The organism is Segatella buccae ATCC 33574, from assembly GCF_000184945.1.
GTDB lineage: Bacteria > Bacteroidota > Bacteroidia > Bacteroidales > Bacteroidaceae > Prevotella > Prevotella buccae.
Genome location: NZ_GL586311.1, coordinates 3,174,209 through 3,192,196, shown reverse-complemented (window position 1 = coordinate 3,192,196; position 17,988 = coordinate 3,174,209). Strand labels below are relative to the sequence as shown.

The 17,988-nt window shown below is 52.6% G+C and carries 17 protein-coding genes; 13 read left to right on the top strand and 4 right to left on the bottom strand.

What is annotated here, in order from left to right:
• Window positions 1-38 precede the first annotated feature (38 nt).
• From HMPREF6485_RS12685 to HMPREF6485_RS12675, 3 genes are all read left to right on the top strand, one after another.
• Window positions 39-530: a pyridoxamine 5'-phosphate oxidase family protein gene (locus HMPREF6485_RS12685; RefSeq protein WP_004347009.1), complete on the top strand. Its 492-nt coding sequence runs from the start codon at window positions 39-41 to the stop codon at window positions 528-530.
• A 279-nt stretch (window positions 531-809) separates the two neighbouring features.
• Window positions 810-2,486, top strand: coding sequence for an AMP-binding protein (locus HMPREF6485_RS12680; RefSeq protein WP_004347006.1), 1,677 nt, complete (start codon window positions 810-812; stop codon window positions 2,484-2,486).
• Window positions 2,487-2,547: 61 nt separating this feature from the next.
• Window positions 2,548-4,212: an AMP-binding protein gene (locus tag HMPREF6485_RS12675; protein ID WP_004347004.1), complete on the top strand. Its 1,665-nt coding sequence runs from the start codon at window positions 2,548-2,550 to the stop codon at window positions 4,210-4,212.
• Between the two features lie 1,018 nt (window positions 4,213-5,230).
• On the opposite strand, the gene HMPREF6485_RS14055 is transcribed toward HMPREF6485_RS12675, so the two are convergent.
• The 3 genes from HMPREF6485_RS14055 to HMPREF6485_RS12665 all read right to left on the bottom strand — a co-directional run bounded on the left by HMPREF6485_RS14055 (window position 5,231) and on the right by HMPREF6485_RS12665 (window position 6,635).
• Window positions 5,231-5,596: a DUF6169 family protein gene (locus HMPREF6485_RS14055; protein ID WP_082231335.1), complete on the bottom strand. Its 366-nt coding sequence runs from the start codon at window positions 5,594-5,596 to the stop codon at window positions 5,231-5,233.
• Window positions 5,597-5,687: 91 nt separating this feature from the next.
• Window positions 5,688-5,822: a hypothetical protein gene (locus tag HMPREF6485_RS14470; RefSeq protein WP_004346999.1), complete on the bottom strand. Its 135-nt coding sequence runs from the start codon at window positions 5,820-5,822 to the stop codon at window positions 5,688-5,690.
• A 144-nt stretch (window positions 5,823-5,966) separates the two neighbouring features.
• Window positions 5,967-6,635 (bottom strand): HAD family hydrolase, encoded by a 669-nt coding sequence (locus HMPREF6485_RS12665; protein WP_004346998.1) that lies wholly within the window; start codon window positions 6,633-6,635, stop codon window positions 5,967-5,969.
• A gap of 135 nt (window positions 6,636-6,770) precedes the next feature.
• Here HMPREF6485_RS12665 and HMPREF6485_RS12660 point away from each other — a divergent pair, with 135 nt between their 5' ends.
• From HMPREF6485_RS12660 to mltG, 8 genes are all read left to right on the top strand, one after another.
• Entirely contained in the window at window positions 6,771-6,944 is a 174-nt protein-coding gene (locus tag HMPREF6485_RS12660) for a penicillin-binding protein (RefSeq protein WP_082160649.1), read from the top strand.
• Entirely contained in the window at window positions 6,937-8,133 is a 1,197-nt protein-coding gene (locus HMPREF6485_RS12655; RefSeq protein ID WP_004342533.1) for a pyridoxal phosphate-dependent aminotransferase, read from the top strand. The genes HMPREF6485_RS12660 and HMPREF6485_RS12655 overlap by 8 nt, the downstream gene beginning before the upstream one ends.
• A gap of 140 nt (window positions 8,134-8,273) precedes the next feature.
• Window positions 8,274-9,731 carry an ABC transporter permease gene (locus tag HMPREF6485_RS12650; RefSeq protein WP_004346994.1) on the top strand — a complete coding sequence of 486 codons (1,458 nt, stop codon included), beginning with the start codon at window positions 8,274-8,276 and terminating at the stop codon, window positions 9,729-9,731.
• A 187-nt stretch (window positions 9,732-9,918) separates the two neighbouring features.
• Entirely contained in the window at window positions 9,919-10,800 is an 882-nt protein-coding gene (locus tag HMPREF6485_RS12645; protein ID WP_004346992.1) for an EFR1 family ferrodoxin, read from the top strand.
• A 65-nt stretch (window positions 10,801-10,865) separates the two neighbouring features.
• Window positions 10,866-12,569, top strand: coding sequence for a M6 family metalloprotease domain-containing protein (locus HMPREF6485_RS12640; RefSeq protein WP_004346990.1), 1,704 nt, complete (start codon window positions 10,866-10,868; stop codon window positions 12,567-12,569).
• 136 nt (window positions 12,570-12,705) lie between these two features.
• Window positions 12,706-13,245: a DUF4494 domain-containing protein gene (locus tag HMPREF6485_RS12635; RefSeq protein ID WP_004346988.1), complete on the top strand. Its 540-nt coding sequence runs from the start codon at window positions 12,706-12,708 to the stop codon at window positions 13,243-13,245.
• Window positions 13,246-13,250: 5 nt separating this feature from the next.
• Window positions 13,251-13,919 carry a YggS family pyridoxal phosphate-dependent enzyme gene (locus tag HMPREF6485_RS12630; RefSeq protein ID WP_004346985.1) on the top strand — a complete coding sequence of 223 codons (669 nt, stop codon included), beginning with the start codon at window positions 13,251-13,253 and terminating at the stop codon, window positions 13,917-13,919.
• A 12-nt stretch (window positions 13,920-13,931) separates the two neighbouring features.
• A complete protein-coding gene (mltG, locus tag HMPREF6485_RS12625) occupies window positions 13,932-14,978 on the top strand; it encodes an endolytic transglycosylase MltG (RefSeq protein ID WP_004346982.1) in 1,047 nt (348 codons plus the stop codon).
• Window positions 14,979-15,220: 242 nt separating this feature from the next.
• Here mltG and HMPREF6485_RS12620 read toward each other — a convergent pair whose 3' ends face one another.
• The gene (locus HMPREF6485_RS12620; RefSeq protein ID WP_004346981.1) at window positions 15,221-15,610 is read right to left on the bottom strand and encodes a rhodanese-like domain-containing protein; all 390 of its coding nucleotides are present in this window, start codon (window positions 15,608-15,610) and stop codon (window positions 15,221-15,223) included.
• Window positions 15,611-16,507: 897 nt separating this feature from the next.
• Between HMPREF6485_RS12620 and HMPREF6485_RS12615 the strand changes: the two genes are divergently transcribed.
• Together HMPREF6485_RS12615 and HMPREF6485_RS12610 are read left to right on the top strand one after the other, a co-directional pair.
• On the top strand, window positions 16,508-17,383 hold the full coding sequence (locus HMPREF6485_RS12615; protein ID WP_004342525.1) for a DMT family transporter: 876 nt from the start codon (window positions 16,508-16,510) through the stop codon (window positions 17,381-17,383).
• A gap of 11 nt (window positions 17,384-17,394) precedes the next feature.
• A complete protein-coding gene (locus HMPREF6485_RS12610) occupies window positions 17,395-17,886 on the top strand; it encodes an exonuclease domain-containing protein (RefSeq protein WP_004346972.1) in 492 nt (163 codons plus the stop codon).
• Window positions 17,887-17,988 lie beyond the last annotated feature (102 nt).

The following is a 17,988-nucleotide window of genomic DNA, read 5'->3' as shown; positions in this document are numbered from 1 at the left end:
CCTATCACCCAACACCTATCACCTAACACCTAAACCACATGAACTATATCAACGAGACGGTTCGCCGTCAAGACAGACTGATGGACGAAGAGCGGGCACTGGAATTGCTCGCCACGAGTGAATACGGAGTGCTGAGCATGGTCGATGAATACGGAGGGGGATACGGCGTGCCGGTCAACTTCGTGTGGGACGGCCATGATAGCGCATACATACACTGCGCCCCCGAGGGCCGGAAACTGCGCGCACTGGCACTCCACCCGAAGGTGTCGCTCTGCATCGTGGGGCGGGTAAACCTGTTGCCGGGCCATTTCACTACCGAATATGAGAGCGTGCTGCTTTTCGGTACAGCCCACACGGGGTTGTCGGATGAAGAGAAAATGCACGCCCTCCACCTGCTCATCGACAAACTCTCCGCCGACTATAAAGACTTGGGCGACCAATATGCCCACAAGAGTTTCCACCGCGTGGAAATCATCCGCATCGACTTCACGAAATTCAGTGGGAAACGAAAGAAAGTGAAAATGGGGTGAAGGGAAAAGTGGGAGGTGTCACCTATGCGAGCACCCAAAAACTCCGACGCTCCCACCTCTCTTTTCTTTATGTCGACTCTGTTGCACTGTCTCCATCATCCCACCCGACTTGAGCCCCTCTGTTCCTTTTTGGAACAAGTGTGTCCGATACGTTAACTATCCTATCCGACAACGGCAGAAAACTCATCTATTTGCGCGAGTGTCTTAAAAATATGCACATAATTTTTGGATATGTGCAGAATAGGTCGTATCTTTGCACAGAAATTTTGAATTTGTGCAATGGACAAAATACCAAGTTTCAACTCGTTTGTTGAACAGAGCATTAAAGATAACTGGGAAAGAGACGCACTCACCGACTATAAAGGTGCAACGTTGCAGTTTCATGACGTGGCGCGCAAGATAGAGAAACTCCACATCCTGTTTGAAAACAGCGAACTGCAACGTGGCGACAAGGTGGCCCTCTGTGGGCGCAACAGTTCCAACTGGGCCGTGGCTTTCCTGGCCACACTCACCTACGGGGCCGTGGCCGTGCCCATACAGCATGAGTTCAAACCCGATCAGGTGTATAACATCGTGAACCACTCCGAGGCAAAACTCCTCTTCGTGGGCGACGTGGCAGCCACCGAACTCGATGCCGGACAGATGCCGATGCTCGAAGGCGTGATCTACATTCCCGACTTCTCGCTGGTCGCCTCGCGCAGCGAAAAACTCGCCTATGCCCGCGAACATCTCAACGAACTCTTCGGACAGAAATATCCCAAATACTTCCACCGCGAGCACGTGAGCTATTACCACGACGAGGCCGACGACCTCGCGCTCATCAACTACACCAGCGGCACCACGGGCTTTTCGAAGGGCGTGATGCTCCCCTACCGCACCTTGTGGAGCAACCTCGATGCCATGACCGAGTCGCTCATCGAGGGCAACATCAAGCGGGGCAGCAACGTGCTGAGCATTCTGCCCATGGCCCACATGTATGGCATGATGGTGGAGTTTATCATCGAGTTCTGCTACGGCAACCACATTTTCTTCCTCACCCGCCTGCCCAGTCCGAGCTTCATCGCCGAAGCCTTTGCCGAACTGCATCCGGCGGTGGTCATCTCGGTGCCGCTGGTGGTGGAAAAAATTGTGCGCAAGAACATCTTCCCCGTGGTGCAGAGCAACCGCATGAAGCTGCTGCTCAACATGCCCCTCATCAACAAAAAGGTGAAAGAGCGGATATGCGGCATGGTGAGAGAAGTGTTTGGCGGCAACCTCTACGAGATTATGGTGGGGGGTGCCGGCCTTAACAAGGAAGTGGAAGAGTTTTTCGTGAACATCGGTTTTCCGATCACCATGGGCTATGGCACCACCGAGACGGCTCCGATGATTACCTACAGCGACTGGAAAGACTTCGTGCCGGGCAGTTGCGGCAAGACCGTGAAGCACATGGAGGTGAAAATCATGAGTCCCGACCCGCAGAACATCCCCGGTGAAATCATCACCCGCGGCCTGAACGTGATGCAGGGCTACTACAAGAACGAGGAGGCCACACGGGCCGTGATAGACGACAAGGGCTGGTTCCACACGGGCGACTTGGGCACCATGAGTGCCGACGGCCACGTGTTCATCAACGGCCGCATCAAGAACATGCTCCTCGGGGCCAACGGACAGAACATCTATCCCGAAGAAATAGAAAACAGGCTCAACTCGATGGCTATGGTCAGCGAGAGCATCATCATACAGAAAGACGACAAGCTCGTGGGTCTCGTACACCCCGACTTGGAAGAGGCCGGCTCGCTCGGCTTCTCGACCGAAGACTTGGAGAGTATCATGGCGCAGAATCTCGCGGAACTGAACAACCAGCTCCCGGTCTACTGCCGGATTTCTCACATTGTGCTTCACGAAGAGGAGTTCGAGAAAACACCCAAGAAAAGCATCAAACGCTATCTCTATCAGGAGGGAGTCAGGGCCTGACATTCCCGCTTGACACAAACAAAGACTGAATTACGAGAATCAAAATTAGCTGTTTATCACGATGGAACACATTCCCAGTTTCAACGCACTGATCCAGAAGAGCATCATCGACCATTGGCACCTTGATGCGCTGACTGACTACAAGGGAGCCACGCTGCAATACCATGACGTGGCCCGGAAGATTGAAAAACTCCACATCATGTTTGAGAGCAGCGGTGTGGTGAAAGGCGACAAGATTGCACTCTGCGGACGCAACAGTGCTAATTGGGCCGTGGCTTTCCTGGCCACGCTCACCTACGGGGCCATCGCCGTGCCCATCCTGCACGAGTTCATGCCCGAACAGGTGCATAACATCGTCAACCACTCCGATGCTAAACTGCTCTTCGTGGGCGACGTGGTGGCCACGGAAATCGATGCCACCAAGATGCCGGGGCTGGAGGGCATCATCTACATACCCGACTACTCGCTTGTCGTGTCGCGCACCGACAAACTCACCTACGCCCGCGAGCATCTCAACGAGATGTTCGGCAAGAAATATCCCAAGTTTTTCCGTAAAGAGCATGTGGCCTACTACATGGAGCGGGAGCCCGACGAGCTGGCCATGATCAACTACACCAGCGGCACCACGGGCTTTTCGAAGGGTGTGATGATACCCTATCGCGCACTTTGGGGCAATGCCGACTTTGCCCACAACGTGCTCGGAGCGCACATCAAGCCGGGTGACAACATCATCAGCATACTGCCCATGGCCCACATGTATGGCATGGCTTTTGAATTCATCTTTGAGTTTATCACAGGTTGCCACATCTTCTATCTCACACGCATTCCCAGTCCTGCCATCATCGCCGAAGCCTTCGCCACGATCAAGCCGGCAGTGGTCATCGCCGTGCCGCTCATCATTGAGAAAATCATCCGGAAGAAGGTGTTCCCCAAAGTGCAGAACAACAAGATACGGCTGTTGCTCAACATGCCCATGATCAGCAAGAAGGTGAAGGAGAAAATCTGCGAACAGGTGACGGCAGCCTTCGGCGGCAACTTCTACGAAGTGATCATTGGCGGTGCCGCCTTCAATCAGGAGGTGGAGTCGTTCCTGAAGATGATAGGCTTCCGCTACACCGTGGGCTACGGCGCCACGGAGTGTGCCCCCATCATCTGCTATGCCGACCATGCCACGTTTGCCCCCGGCTCGTGCGGCCGGGCCGCCCTCCACATGCAGGTGCGCATAGACTCTCACGACCCCGAGAACGTGCCGGGCGAGATATTGGCCAAGGGCATCAACGTGATGCTGGGCTACTACAAAAACCCCGAAGCCACGGCGGCCACCATCGACAAGGACGGCTGGTATCATACGGGCGACCTCGGCACGATGGACGGTGACGGCAATGTCTACATCAAAGGCCGTTCGAAGAACATGCTCCTCGGAGCCAGCGGGCAGAACATCTACCCCGAAGAGATTGAGGACAAGCTCAACTCGCTCGCGCTGGTCAACGAGAGTGTGGTGATACAGGAGGGTGAGAAGCTCGTGGGGCTTGTGCATCCCGACTACGACGAGGCCCGCTCGATGGGCTTCTCGGAGGAGGATATGACCAACATCATGGAGCAAAACCGCGAAGAGCTCAACTCCATGCTGCCCGGTTACAGCAAGCTCACGGACATCCGCATACACGAGGAGGAGTTTGAAAAGACACCCAAGAAGAGCATCAAGCGCTACCTCTACCAGAAGTAGCAGTTCGCGACGGGTGAGGCGAAAGTCCCCCAGACATCATGAGAGAGTTACAGGAAGAAGACAGGCCCGGTCGCTCAAACCGTGCAACCGGGCCTTCTGCTTGTCTGCCACAGACTTTTATCGGGACAAGGGTGAGCGTGTGACCGGTGGCCGACCTACACTTTGTGAGATACCGACCATTCTCCAGCCTCACCGAATACCTATAAGTAAGTATTGGCAGAATGCAAAAATATTTGTAGCTTTGCATCTACGAAATTCAACAAGAAGCCTAATTATTAACTCAAGACCACTAATAGCAATTCTCATCCATCAGAGAGGGGGACCGTTTTGGCCCCCTTTTTTCTTTAGAACAGGATTTGGGCGGCAGTTAAAAGGAAAAGGGTGAAAAAATTTAGTGGGTGACAAAAGGCACAATCGGGGGGCAGCCGACATTTAATGGGAGAGACTTCTTTGGGGGCGTATGCAGCGGACAGGGAGATGGCGAATGTGTTAGGAAAAGCCGTGTCTCGGACAGGCTGATGGTCAAAGTATTTATCCGTTTTCGGGCCTTCGTTTTGTGATATTCGCGGCAAGCGGGCGGTTGGACGAAAATACGAGCGTTTTGGCGACACTTCCAAACAGCTGGCAATCAGCCGTTTGAATATTGTTGACACGCTTATGAGCCCGAAAACGAGTCGGGAAGGGCCCAACCGGCAGACTAAAAGGGACACAATAACACGATAACTATGCCTCTTTCAGCTTTCAAGTGTGGCTCTTTCACAAACTCGAAGGGCCATAATAGGAAAATCGGTGGACTTTTTCGGCTTTTCAAGACAGGTTTCCCTATCTGGTTGGAGATTTTCCGTGAATGTGTTTTTGTTAAGGTTATTCATCGTTATCCGGCATTTTGTGGAAATGCCTTTCACCAACATTATGGATAAATGGCCCAAACATTTCCCCATAAATATCGACAAAGAGCCGTGGCTGTTGCAAAAATAAAAGGAATGAAAACAAAAAAGGCAGCTTCAAAAACGCTGCCTTAATTATAGAAGTTGCAATCTAATAGTTTCCTAAATTTGTCTTCGACATCTTGCAAGTTGGGATGATTGTTGTTGCATAATGCCATTGCAAAATTTTCGATACCGTCTATTGTGAAGTGTCCGTCAAGTTTATAGAGCGAACCGTCGTTGAATTCTTCAAACCATTTGTCAAACAAGCGTTTGCGACACATCTGCCTTTTGTCACTACTATCATAAATGACTATCATCGCATTTTCGTTTCTTTCGAAGAATTTGGATAATATCATTATTACGGTGTTACGGACTGCATTGTTTCCATTCTTGCATCGTTTAGTCTCCGGAGTCCTTTCTATAGCAAAAGAGTAAACCGGAAAGTCCACCTCCATAACTTCCGAGTAGTCAATAAAAGTAATCGTGTATGAGACCCCATCGTCTGTCGTAAATTCGTATGAAGAGGTCTCGTAGTTATATTTTATATCAAAATGGGCGAGCGAATTTAATTCTGTCATTCTTAAATCCCTTTAAAGTGCCATGTTCACGAATATAATTCTGAACCGCTCTTTTGTCTTCTATCATTTGGCGTATGACAGAAGGAAAATTTTTCTTTTCCATATTTGTAAGTTTTGGCTCAACGGCTCTGTTTTTACGACAAAGGTATGAAGTTTTCCATAATAAACCTAATTTTTAACTATTTATTTACTACGTAAGCCGCAAACATCTACTAAACATGTCATGGCTTACGTGAGTGAAAACCGATCACGAGCCATTGGCAGTAAGTTCTTCGGGCGAGGAGATGAACGTGTTGGCACCGTGGGCCACGAGAAAGTCACGGTCGCGGAACCCCCAAAGCACGCTGATGCAGGGTATATGGCTGTTGAAGGCCGTCATCACATCCACGTCGCTGTCACCGATGTAGACAGCTGTGGCCCGGTCGGCCCCGAGTTGCGAGAGTGCCTCGTTCACGGTGTCGGGAGCCGGCTTCTTGCGGATACCCTCGCGCTCGCCGATGGCCACCTCCACGAGCGGGCCGAAGAAATGACGGCAGAGGTCGGCCGTGGCCGCATAGAACTTGTTGCTCACCACGGCCACACGCTTGCCCCGTCGCCGCAGGTCGGTCAACATCTCCATGATGCCCGGATAGGGCCGGGTGGTGTCGAGATTGTGGTGCAGGTAATGTTCGCGGAAGTCAGCGTATGTTTTCTCGAAAAGCGGATTGCCGAGTCCGCCGGGGATGGCCCGCTCCATGAGCTTCTTCACCCCGTTGCCCACAAAGCGGCGCACCTCGTCGAGTGTCCGTTCGGGCATACCGTTGGCCCGCAGGGCATGGTTGGTGCTGGCGGCCAGGTCGCCGAGCGTGGAAAGCAAGGTGCCGTCAAGGTCGAACACGTAGGTGTCGTAGTCGGTGAGGCGGCGTGTGGGCTGCATGGGTGAAACTGTGTGTGAATCCATATTTCGAGCGTTTTAATGTCTTTGAAGATGATCTTGCGTGGACAAATTTACGAAAATATAACCAAACTCATGCCACAGGCGACCAATTATAAGACGAAAAGCACCCAAAACATGATTTATCTAAAGAATATCGCCGCCCGCGGTATATTTTTTCATCGTCGGTTTTCTCAATTCAATTTAATTGATTACTTTTGCCTTCGCAAATGTCGTGCGGGTGGACCAGCCTTGATCCGTGCCGTCGCTATTGCATCAAAAGGAAACAACAAGACAAAAGAATATGCCTGAAATATCTGTTCGCGGATTGGAAATGCCGGAGTCGCCCATCAGAAAGCTGGCTCCACTGGCAGCCGATGCCAAAAAACGGGGGGTGAAGGTCTACCACCTCAACATAGGACAGCCCGACCTGCCCACACCCAAGTGCGGTCTCGACGCATTGAAAAGCATCGATCGCGACATTCTCGAATATTCCCCCTCACAGGGCTATGCAAGCTACCGCGAGAAGCTGGTGGGCTACTACAAGAAGTACAACATCAATGTCACGGCCGACGACATCATCATCACGTCGGGAGGTAGTGAGGCGGTGCTTTTCGCTTTCATGAGCTGCCTGAACCCGGGAGACGAAATCATCGTTCCCGAACCGGCTTACGCCAACTATATGGCCTTTGCCATCAGTGCCGGCGCGCGCATCCGCACCATTGCCACCACCATCGACGAGGGCTTTTCGCTGCCCAAGGTGGAGAAGTTTGAGGAACTTATCAACGAGCACACGAGGGCCATCATGATATGCAACCCCAACAACCCTACGGGCTATCTCTACACCCGCCGGGAGATGAACCAGATACGCGACTTGGTGAAGAAATACGACCTCTACCTGTTTTCCGATGAGGTCTACCGCGAATACATCTACACCGGTTCGCCCTACATCTCGGCCTGCCACCTTGAAGGCATCGAGCAAAATGTGATACTCATCGACTCCGTATCGAAACGTTATTCGGAGTGTGGCATACGCATCGGCGCGCTCATCACCAAGAACGAGCGCGTGCGCCAGGCCGTGATGAAATTCTGTCAGGCGCGCCTCTCCCCTCCCCTCATCGGACAAATCGTGGCCGAAGCATCGCTCGATGCTCCCGAGGAGTATTATCGTGATGTGTACGACGAGTATGTGGAGCGTCGCAAATGTCTCATCGACGGACTCAACCGCATACCGGGCGTGTACTCGCCCATACCGATGGGAGCTTTCTACACGGTGGCCAAGTTGCCTGTGGACGATGCGGAAAAGTTCTGCCGGTGGTGTCTGAAAGACTTCAACTACGAGGGTGAAACGGTGATGATGGCCCCTGCCGCAGGATTCTACACCACGCCCGGAGCCGGCATCGACCAGGTGCGCATCGCCTACGTGCTCAAGAAACATGATTTGGAACGCGCACTCGTCGTACTGCGTAAGGCATTGGAGGAGTATAACAAGAAAGACTGACCTCGAGGACCTTGACAGACCCCACCCCGACCCTCCCCTGCAGGGGAGGGAGCCGACAGGACAAGTCCTGCTGAAATTGCACCAACACCTCTTGTCAACAAGGAACATCTACCACACGTCCAACACCTCTCCTGCAAGCAATGACAAGCCAGATAGCAGGTTGGCTTCTCCCTCCCCTGCAGGGGAGGGCCGGGGTGGGGTCTTATCATGCCATTTCCTCTATAAGATATAACACATTGTCAACAAGGAACATCTCCCACACATCCACCACCTCTCCTGCAAGCAATGACAAGCCGGATAGCAGGTTGGCTTCTCCCTCCCCTGCAGGGGAGGGCCGGGGTGGGGTCTGCGGGGCCCTCCCCTTTTTCTTAGCCCGCCGCATTTTCTCCGATGACAACGGTAAGCGCAAAGTGTCGCGACCGGCCATACGCATTGCCACGCTCGGTGTGGCCATAGGACTGGCTGTGATGCTCGTCTCGGTGAGCGTGGTGCTGGGCTTCAAGCACACCATCCGAGACAAGGTGACGGGGTTTGGCAGCCACATACAGGTGGCCGACTTCATGACCTTGCAAATGGGCGAACAATACCCTGTGGTGATGAACGACTCCATGACGAGCGTGCTGCGAAACATCAAGGGAGTGGCCCACGTGCAGCGTTACGCCGTGAAGCAAGGCATCATCAAGACCGACGACGATTTTCTCGGCGTGGCTTTCAAAGGCGTGGGGCCCGACTTCGACAGCACATTCCTCCACAGCAATATGGTGACTGGCAGCATACCCCGCTTCTCTGACACAGCGAGCAGCAACAGGTTGCTCGTGTCGCGCATCATGGCAGACAAACTCAACCTGCGCTGCGGACAGAAAGTGTTTGCCTACTTCATCGATCACAATGGCGTGAGGGCCCGGCGGTTTACCATCGCAGGCATCTATGAAACCAATCTCAAACGCTACGATGAGGTGATGTGCTACACCGACCTCTACACCGTCGTGAAACTCAATGGGTGGGAACCCGACCAAGCAAGCGGGGCCGAACTGACTATCAGCGATTTCGACCGGCTCGACGAGGTGTCCGCCCGGGTGACGCGCAAGGTGAACCGCACCGTGGATCATTACGGCGAGACCTACTCCAGTGCCAACGTCAAGGAACTCAACCCGCAGATATTCTCATGGCTGGGTCTCATGGACCTCAACGTGTGGATCATTCTGGCCCTCATGGTTGCCGTGGCCGGTGTGACAATGATCAGCGGCCTGCTCATCATCATTCTTGAACGCACAAACATGATAGGTGTGCTCAAAGCCTTGGGGGCGCGCAACCGCACCATCCGCCACACGTTTCTGTGGTTTGCCGTGTTCATCATCGGCCGCGGACTGCTGTGGGGCAATGCATTGGGACTTGGTCTGCTGGCCCTGCAACACCTCACGGGACTCGTGAAACTCGATGCCCAAACCTATTACGTGAGCACCGTTCCGGTGGAGTTCAACTGGTTGCTCATCGCCCTTATCAACGTTGTCACCCTCCTCCTCTGCATCCTCATGCTTGTGATTCCGAGTTTCCTCATCTCGCACATCCATCCTGCTAAGTCGATGAGGTATGAATAACTTTCCTCCTCCGTCAACAGCTCTTTATGCATGTCTTCAATACGTACAGGTTCCATGCACTTTGCTTGCACTTATCAATATCGTGTAGTGGAGTGATCTAAACTTTACTCTCCGCGAAACGGTATCACGCACCAATAATTCGGTCAAAGCACATGGATAAATCCAAAATTATTCGTAAATTTGCAACGTGATATTCTATTTCTCAGCCACAGGCAACACGAGATGGGCGGCGCAACGCGTGGCCGAAGCCACACAGGAGCGGTTGGTGTCCATCGCCGAAGCCCTGTCGGGCGACTGTCGCTTTGAGCTCTCTCCCACCGAGCGGATAGGTTTCGCCTTTCCCGTACATGGTTGGCGGCCACCACTTCCCGTACGCCGGTTCGTAGAGCACTTGAGTGTCCGGCTCACTACCGAACACGAACTTGACGACGAAGACCTGAAGGGCGAATGGCTCATGCGGTCGCTGTTGGCACGAGAGGAGACAAGAGCGCGGTTTTGTTATGCCCTGATCACGGCCGGTGACGACATCGGCGAAACAACCGAGTGGCTCGACCGTGCCATCGCCGCCAATCCACTGCTGCACCGTTTGGGCATCTGCCGACTGCATTCGGCGTTTTCACTCGTCATGCCCAATACCTATGTAGGGTTGCCGGGCATGACCATTGATGCTCCGGCCAAGGTGGCCGAAAAGAAGAAACGGGCGGCAGAGCTGCTGGAGGAATACCTGCCGCTGATTGTCGAAAGGCAAAAGGGCGAGCGGCGGCTTCATCTCAGCAGGTGGCCGCGCACCAACTCCCGCCTACTGGGCGGACTTTTCGAGAGATTTCTCCTCACCGACGGCCCGTTCCGCGTTGACCGGGAACGCTGCATTCAGTGTGGCATCTGTGCCGAGGTCTGCCCCACGGAGAATGTCATCGGTGGCCACAAACGCTATCCACAGTGGAAGCACGATGGCAGTTGCATAACCTGCTTCGCCTGCTACCACCACTGTCCGCAACGGGCGATAGATTATGGTTCGCGCACGCGAGGCAAAGGGCAATATGCCTATCAGGGCCATAAGCCTTATTAGCCCAATAGGCCCTATTAGCCTCATAGGCCTTATAAGCCCAATAAAATCCCATAAAAAAAGAAAATATGAAGAAACTGTTACTTGCTTGCTGCATGATGTTTGCAGCCATCGGCGCATGGGCTGTCAAAGCCGATCCCACGCCATTCAAAGTCACCTTGAGCGACGGCACCACCGTCATTGCCAGTCTCTATGGCGATGAAGACTTCAGCTGGTATGCCGACACCGAAGGCAACGTGCTCGACTTCGACGGCAAGACGTTCAGCCGCAAAGGCATCACCGTGAACGAACTGCTGGCCCGGCACCATACTTCCATCAAGGCACGCAGGGCCCGCCGCATCGGTGTAGGGCCGGCATCGCCGGTTTATTTCCCACATACAGGCAGCCCGAAGGCGGTGGTGATACTCGTGGAGTTTCAGGACACCCCGTTTAGCGTGACCGATCCGGTGGCCTCCTTCAACGACTTCCTCAATGCCGAAGGAGCCATTCCCAACCGCGGATCGCGGGAAGACCGCAACTTTGGCAGCGTGTCCAGATACTTCAAAGACATGAGCGGCGGACAGTTTACACCGCAGTTTGACATCTATGGTCCGGTGAAGGTGAGTCACAATATGGAATATTACGGACAGAACGATGGGAAAAGAAAAGACATCCATTATGACGAAATGATCAAGGAGGCCTGCACGGCACTCGACGGCAAGATCGACTTTTCGAAGTATGACTCCAACGGCGACGGCGATGTAGATCTCGTTTACATCATCTACGCCGGTTATGGGGAAAATTTGTCAGGCAACTCCCCCAACACCATCTGGCCCAAATCGGGCTCCGGATTCTTCGGCACATACGACGGAAAAAAAATCAAACGCTACGGCGTGAACAACGAGTTGAACTACTCTCCCACCAAAAAATTCGAAGCTCCGCCCTACAAGCGCATCAACGGCATAGGGCTCTTCTGCCACGAGTTCTCCCACACGCTCGGTCTGCCCGATATGTATCCCATCAATGAAGAGGCTCAAGTAGACAATCAGGAAATGGAGTATTGGGATCTCATGGACGGTGGCGAATACACGGACAACAGCTATACGCCTACTCCCTACACACCATGGGAAAAGGCCACAATGGGCTGGATCACGATAGATAAACTCACAGGCGACCGCAACGTGACCTTACAGCATGACCAAGCAATCAAAGTGGAAGGCAACAAGGAGAACAGCCACTTCATCTTCCACAACATCCAAAACGAGGGCTGGAGCAGCAAGCTGATGGGCCACGGTATGCTTGTCTATCGGGTGAACTACCCCTACTCTTCAGTCAACATCTCCGACTATCCCAACAACACAAAGGGCTATCCGGGCATGACCATCGTGCCTGCCGACGGAATACTGCACTCCGCCTATCTTGCCAAGACCAATGAGGCCAAAGCCAGATATATGGAAAGCCACAAAGGCGACCCGTTCCCGGGCACTTCAAACGTGTCCCGGCTCACGAGCGAACAGAATCTGCCCAACTTCTGCTGGCAGGATAAACAGAATGACTCGTTCGTGACCACGCCCGTGAAGTTCGCGCTAAGGAATATCACCGAGGTTGGCGGCATCATCATGTTCGACTATGTGTCTGATGCCACGGGCATCGACATTCCCGGCATCGACGGAAAAACCGGCATAGGCGACGGTCGCATCTACACGCTCGACGGTCGGTTTGTGGGCACCTCCACAGACGGCCTGCCCAAGGGTATATACATTGTCAACAAGAAAAAGATAATTATCAAGTAGAGTGAACAAGTTGACGAGTTGACAAGTAAACGAGTTGCGTGCATGGCAAACTGCTCGCCTGCTCATTCCGCAGATTGACAAACAACTTGTCCACTCGTCAACTTGTTCACTCGTCAACTTAAAAAAATACACACTAATGAGAACAAGAACTTCTACGTGGTTTGAGACCAGCGTACAGTATGAGAAAACGATGGAAGATGACTTGCAGAAGAAAGTCATCGAGCAATATGTGGTGGATGCTTTCAGCTTCACTGAGGCCGAGAGCGCCATCACCGAAGAGATGTCGGCTTACATCTCTGGCGAATTTCGGGTGAAAACTATTCGGCAGGCTGCCTACGGCGAGATATTCTTCAGCGATGCCGCAGCCGACGACCGATGGTTCAAGGCCAAACTGATGTTTATCACTATCGATGAGAAAACAGAAAAGGAGAAGCGCACGGCCAACACCTATCTTGTGCAGGCCCATACCATCCAGCAGGCGATGAAATATATCGAACAGGTGATGGGCGGCACGATGATTGATTACGAGGTGGCGGCCATCTCCGACACGAAGATTTTCGATGTGTTTGAACACGAAAACAAGGTCCGCCGGCCCGAACCTGACGACCGTCCCGAATACGAATCGGATGGAAATGAAGAGACCCCGGCTGCCGAACCGGAAAAGGAAGGAGAATAAAGACAATGAACACTGACGTAGCACAACGCTTACACACGGTGCTGGGCAGCCTGCCTGAAGGAGTAAGACTGGTTGCTGTCAGCAAGTATCATCCCGCCGAACGGATATTCGAGGCCTACAACGAAGGGCAACGACTGTTTGGCGAAAGTCATGAGCAGGAACTCCGCCACAAGGTGGAGGCTCTGCCTCGTGACATCGAATGGCACTTCATCGGACATTTGCAAACCAACAAGGTGAAGTACATCGCCCCTTACATCGCTATGATAGAAGCGGTAGACTCCCTCCGTCTGCTGCGCGAAATCGAGAAGCAGGCGGCCCGTTGCGACCGCACCATCCGGGTGCTGCTCGAACTGCATATAGCCGAGGAAGCCACCAAATATGGCCTTTCGCTCGATGACTGCCGGGCACTGCTCGACGGTGGCGAATGGCGGGAGATGACACACGTGCAGATATGCGGCCTCATGATGATGGCCAGCAACACTGACGACAAGCTCCGTATCGCCCGGGAGTTCGACCTTGCCGCCCGTTTCTTCGATGAAGTGAAAGCCCGTCATTTTGCCGGCAACGATAACTTCTGTGAACGCTCATGGGGCATGAGCCATGACTATCGCATTGCCGTCGATCACGGTTCCACACTTGTACGCGTGGGAACCGGTATTTTTGGAGAAAGGTAAAGGAGATTCAACATGAATAAAGCAACAACCCATCGTTACACCCTCGCTGCCATCGCTCTGCTGGCCATCATCGTCGGCATAGTCTACTACTATTTTTTTGCGGCACTCTCGCTCAACACCGAGACCCAGTATATCTACATTGACAACGACGACACCATCGATTCCGTCTACAATAAGTTGCAGCCGTTTGCCCGTGAATATCAGATGCAGGGTTTCCACACGCTCGTACGTCACAGTTCATACGCCGACAATATCCGCACAGGACGCTATGCCGTGAAAGCGGGAGAAGGTGCCTTCCGGGTGTTCCGCAACCTCAAGAATGGTATGCAGGAACCGGTCAACCTCACTATCCCTTCCGTGCGCACAGTGGATAGGCTGGCAGCCGAGGTGTCCAAACACCTCATGCTCGACTCGGCCACCATCGCCACAGCTCTCCACAATCCCGACACCTGCCGTGCGTTGGGCTACGACACGACCACCATCGCCTGCCTCTTCATTCCCGAAACTTACGACATTTATTGGAACACTTCCCTTGCAAAGTTTCTGGAGCGTATGAAGAAAGAAAACCGCAACTTCTGGAACGCCGAGCGCACAGAAAAGGCCGAAGCACTGAAACTCACCCCCGAGCAAGTGGTGACATTGGCCAGCATCATTGATGAAGAGACGGCCAACGATGCCGAGAAGCCTATGATAGCAGGCATGTACTACAACCGGTTGATGCTGCGCAACGCCAAGTATCCCGAGGGAATGCCCCTTCAGGCCGACCCCACCATCAAGTTTGCATGGCACCGTTTCGAACTCAAGCGCATCTACCACAATCTGCTTTCCATCAACAGTCCCTACAACACCTACCGCAATGCCGGTCTGCCTCCCGGTCCGATACGCATACCGTCGGTGGCCGGCATCGATGCCGTGCTCAATCGCGTGCATCACAACTATCTCTATATGTGCGCGAAAGAGGATTTCAGCGGCACGCACAATTTTGCCGAGACCTACGAAGAGCATTTACAAAATGCTTCCAAATATTCTAAAGCTCTCAACGAGCGGGGCATCAAATGACAGATGGAAACGCAAGCAAGGAACTGTTTTAGAAACTGAAATAACAAACCTCCCGTGTCGTTGAAAACACAAAGCTACAGAAGATAAGAGCAGTCGCTTCTAAAATATAACCACCCCAAGAGTCCCCCCGTTGGATATCCCTCAGTTGGAGGATGCCCAACGGGGGATTCTTATAGTATGTCCTTTAAAATTTTTCGCGAGTTTTTCTATTGCATTCGATGACGGAAAAACTCATTTATCCATCATTTCTTTATCGGTTTGCAGGCATCCTCCCACTCAAGGATACCCCCTTTAAGATTCACGACTTTGAAGCCGGCATTCACCAAAATACCGGCAGCCTCCAAACTTCGGCGACCGGACCTGCAATACACCAATGCCTTTTTGGAAGGATCAAGCAAGTCCATGGCTTTCGCCTTAAAGTCAGGGCTTTTCACATCAATGTTCAGCGCACCACCAATGTGCCCGCCATCATATTCACCTTGCGTGCGGACATCCACCAGTTGCACTCCGTCTGAGGCAAGCATACCCTCAAACTCGTTGGCGTTTACATTCACTACGTTTCCTTTTTGCGCACATGCCCCAAAAACGGCACATGCGACTCCCATCATGGTAGTTCTCAGCTTATTTTTCATGCGTTCTCTAATTGTTTATGTGTTACTTAGTAGTCAAATCTTGAAAGGATATCGACTTTTTCTTTGATTATATCTATTTACACAACTCTTGACTGCAAAGATAAGCATAAAAAACCAAAAACAATGTATTATCTGATACTTTATTTTCCACCTCCCATTCCCGAATGATATGCCATGCAATCGTCTCGGAACAGTAGCTATTTGAAAGAGAGCATGATGGGGGATGGCCATACGCTCACAAAACCGGTGAAAGGTATCTCCGCAGGTTGCCGGACAATAGCGAATAATCTTAACAGAAACATCTCCACCAAAACTTCCCAACCAGAATGGAAAACCGGCTTTAAGCCACCCTAAAAGTCCACCGGTTTCCTTATTCGGGCTCTCCGAACTTGCAAAAGAGCCGCAGTTGGAAACAGAACGGGCCACAGTTGCGATGCAACCGTGGCCCGTTTGCAATTCCGTTTGGGCCCGTTGAAGCCCATTTTTATCCCCAACTCGGTGTCAATAAAATTCAAACGACTGATTACCAGCACTTTGGAAACATTGCTAAAATTCGCTTATTTGCACCGAGTGGGTTGTCTGCCAAGAATATTGCAAGCAGAGAGCCCGAAAACGAACAAATCGTTTGACAATTACTCTATCCGAAGTTCTCCCCATCATCCGTCGACAGCTCCACCTTTCTTGCTGCTTTTGCCGGCAAGTGATGCGAAAGAACGCATAAATCTTCGTGAAACACCTATCCTTTCGCAGGGTTCGAAAGCCTCCTTTAAGGGTTGGTGTGATTCTTAGCAGGCTTTCTTCCGCCGGGTACTCCCCTCCTTCGGAGAGGCCGGGGGAGGCTTTCTTTCCCCCTCTTTGTTTGTAAAATATGGATTATTTTTGTACTTTTGCACCGAAATGCGAGTAACCAAGAACTTAGGCTATCACCTCCTCGCCGCCATAGTGGTGCTGATTTGGGGTGGAACATTCGTCAACAGCAAGGTGCTTATCCTCCACGGCATGACACCGGCAGAGATCTTCACATTGAGATTTCTGTTGGCTTATATCTGCATCTGGTTTATCTCCCCCCGCCGGCTCATGGCCGACAACCTGCGGGACGAGGGGCGGATGGTGCTGCTCGGACTCACGGGCGGTTCGCTCTACTTCGTCTCTGAGAACATGGCGGTGGGCATCAGCTATGTCAACAACGTGTCGTTCATCGTGTGTACGGCTCCGCTCATCACCGTGATGATGGCCATGGTGCTCTTCCGCGAGGAGAAAATGACATGGCCCCTCTTTCTCGGTTCTACGCTGGCATTGACCGGCGTGGGACTCGTCATCTTCAACGGACATTTCGTGTTACAGCTCAATCCGCTGGGCGACCTTCTTGCACTGGCAGCTGCCGTGTGCTGGGCGATATACAGCATATTGATGAAAGGCGTGAGCCGGCGATACAGTGCCGTGTTCATCACGCGCAAGGTGTTCTTCTACGGACTGGTGACGATGCTTCCTTTCTTTGCCGTCACCCCGTGGACATTCCCCCTGTCGGGACTGCTCAGGCCTGAAATTTGGGGCAACCTGCTGTTTTTGGGTGTCGTGGCCTCGTTTCTGTGCTTTGCGCTTTGGAGTCTTTCCATCAAGAAACTCGGAGCACTCAAAGCTTCCAATTATGTGTATCTCAACCCTGTGACCACCGTTGTGGCGAGTGCGTTGGTGCTCAATGAGCCCATGACTTGGATGGCTGGTGTGGGGTCGGCGATGATTCTCACCGGGGTGTTTTTGGCAAACAAATAAGTGGATGAAGCATGAACAATTTTGCAGCGATAGACTTTGAGACAGCCAACAGCGAACGCACGAGCGTGTGCAGCGTGGGGGTCGTGGTGGTGAGAGACGGGGTGATTGCCGACTCTTTCTACTCACTCATACAACCCGAGCCCAACTACTACACCTATTGGTGTACGCGTGTACACGGACTCACGCAAGCCGACACCGAGACTGCTCCCGTCTTCCCCCACGTGTGGGAGCGGATAACGGAACTCATCGGCGACCTGCCGCTCGTAGCCCATAACAGTCCGTTTGACGAGAGTTGCCTGAAAGCCGTCTTCCGTTGTTACCAAATGGACTATCCCGACTATCGTTTCTATGATACGTTGCGCACGGCGCGCCGTGTCTTTCCCCACCTGCCCAACCACCAGTTACAGACCGTGGCGGCAGCATGTGGCTACGACCTCACCTGCCACCACCACGCCTTGGCCGATGCGGAGGCATGTGCCCGCATAGCAATGGCCGTGCTCTGACGGACACAGAGAAAGGTGCGGGATGCCTGTGATCCCCTTCCATCTTTGCATATATCACCTTTTGCATCTTGTCCGCTCCCTTTTACATCTCTGAATATTTCA

Coding starts and splice junctions, on each gene's coding strand:
- HMPREF6485_RS12685 (WP_004347009.1), top strand. CDS start 39: ATGAACTATATCAACGAGACGGTTCGCCGTCAAGACAGACTGATGGAC.
- HMPREF6485_RS12680 (WP_004347006.1), top strand. CDS start 810: ATGGACAAAATACCAAGTTTCAACTCGTTTGTTGAACAGAGCATTAAA.
- HMPREF6485_RS12675 (WP_004347004.1), top strand. CDS start 2,548: ATGGAACACATTCCCAGTTTCAACGCACTGATCCAGAAGAGCATCATC.
- HMPREF6485_RS14055 (WP_082231335.1), bottom strand. CDS start 5,596: ATGGAGGTGGACTTTCCGGTTTACTCTTTTGCTATAGAAAGGACTCCG.
- HMPREF6485_RS14470 (WP_004346999.1), bottom strand. CDS start 5,822: ATGGAAAAGAAAAATTTTCCTTCTGTCATACGCCAAATGATAGAAGAC.
- HMPREF6485_RS12665 (WP_004346998.1), bottom strand. CDS start 6,635: ATGCAGCCCACACGCCGCCTCACCGACTACGACACCTACGTGTTCGAC.
- HMPREF6485_RS12660 (WP_082160649.1), top strand. CDS start 6,771: ATGATTTATCTAAAGAATATCGCCGCCCGCGGTATATTTTTTCATCGT.
- HMPREF6485_RS12655 (WP_004342533.1), top strand. CDS start 6,937: ATGCCTGAAATATCTGTTCGCGGATTGGAAATGCCGGAGTCGCCCATC.
- HMPREF6485_RS12650 (WP_004346994.1), top strand. CDS start 8,274: ATGACAAGCCAGATAGCAGGTTGGCTTCTCCCTCCCCTGCAGGGGAGG.
- HMPREF6485_RS12640 (WP_004346990.1), top strand. CDS start 10,866: ATGAAGAAACTGTTACTTGCTTGCTGCATGATGTTTGCAGCCATCGGC.
- HMPREF6485_RS12635 (WP_004346988.1), top strand. CDS start 12,706: ATGAGAACAAGAACTTCTACGTGGTTTGAGACCAGCGTACAGTATGAG.
- HMPREF6485_RS12630 (WP_004346985.1), top strand. CDS start 13,251: ATGAACACTGACGTAGCACAACGCTTACACACGGTGCTGGGCAGCCTG.
- mltG (WP_004346982.1), top strand. CDS start 13,932: ATGAATAAAGCAACAACCCATCGTTACACCCTCGCTGCCATCGCTCTG.
- HMPREF6485_RS12620 (WP_004346981.1), bottom strand. CDS start 15,610: ATGAAAAATAAGCTGAGAACTACCATGATGGGAGTCGCATGTGCCGTT.
- HMPREF6485_RS12615 (WP_004342525.1), top strand. CDS start 16,508: ATGCGAGTAACCAAGAACTTAGGCTATCACCTCCTCGCCGCCATAGTG.
- HMPREF6485_RS12610 (WP_004346972.1), top strand. CDS start 17,395: ATGAACAATTTTGCAGCGATAGACTTTGAGACAGCCAACAGCGAACGC.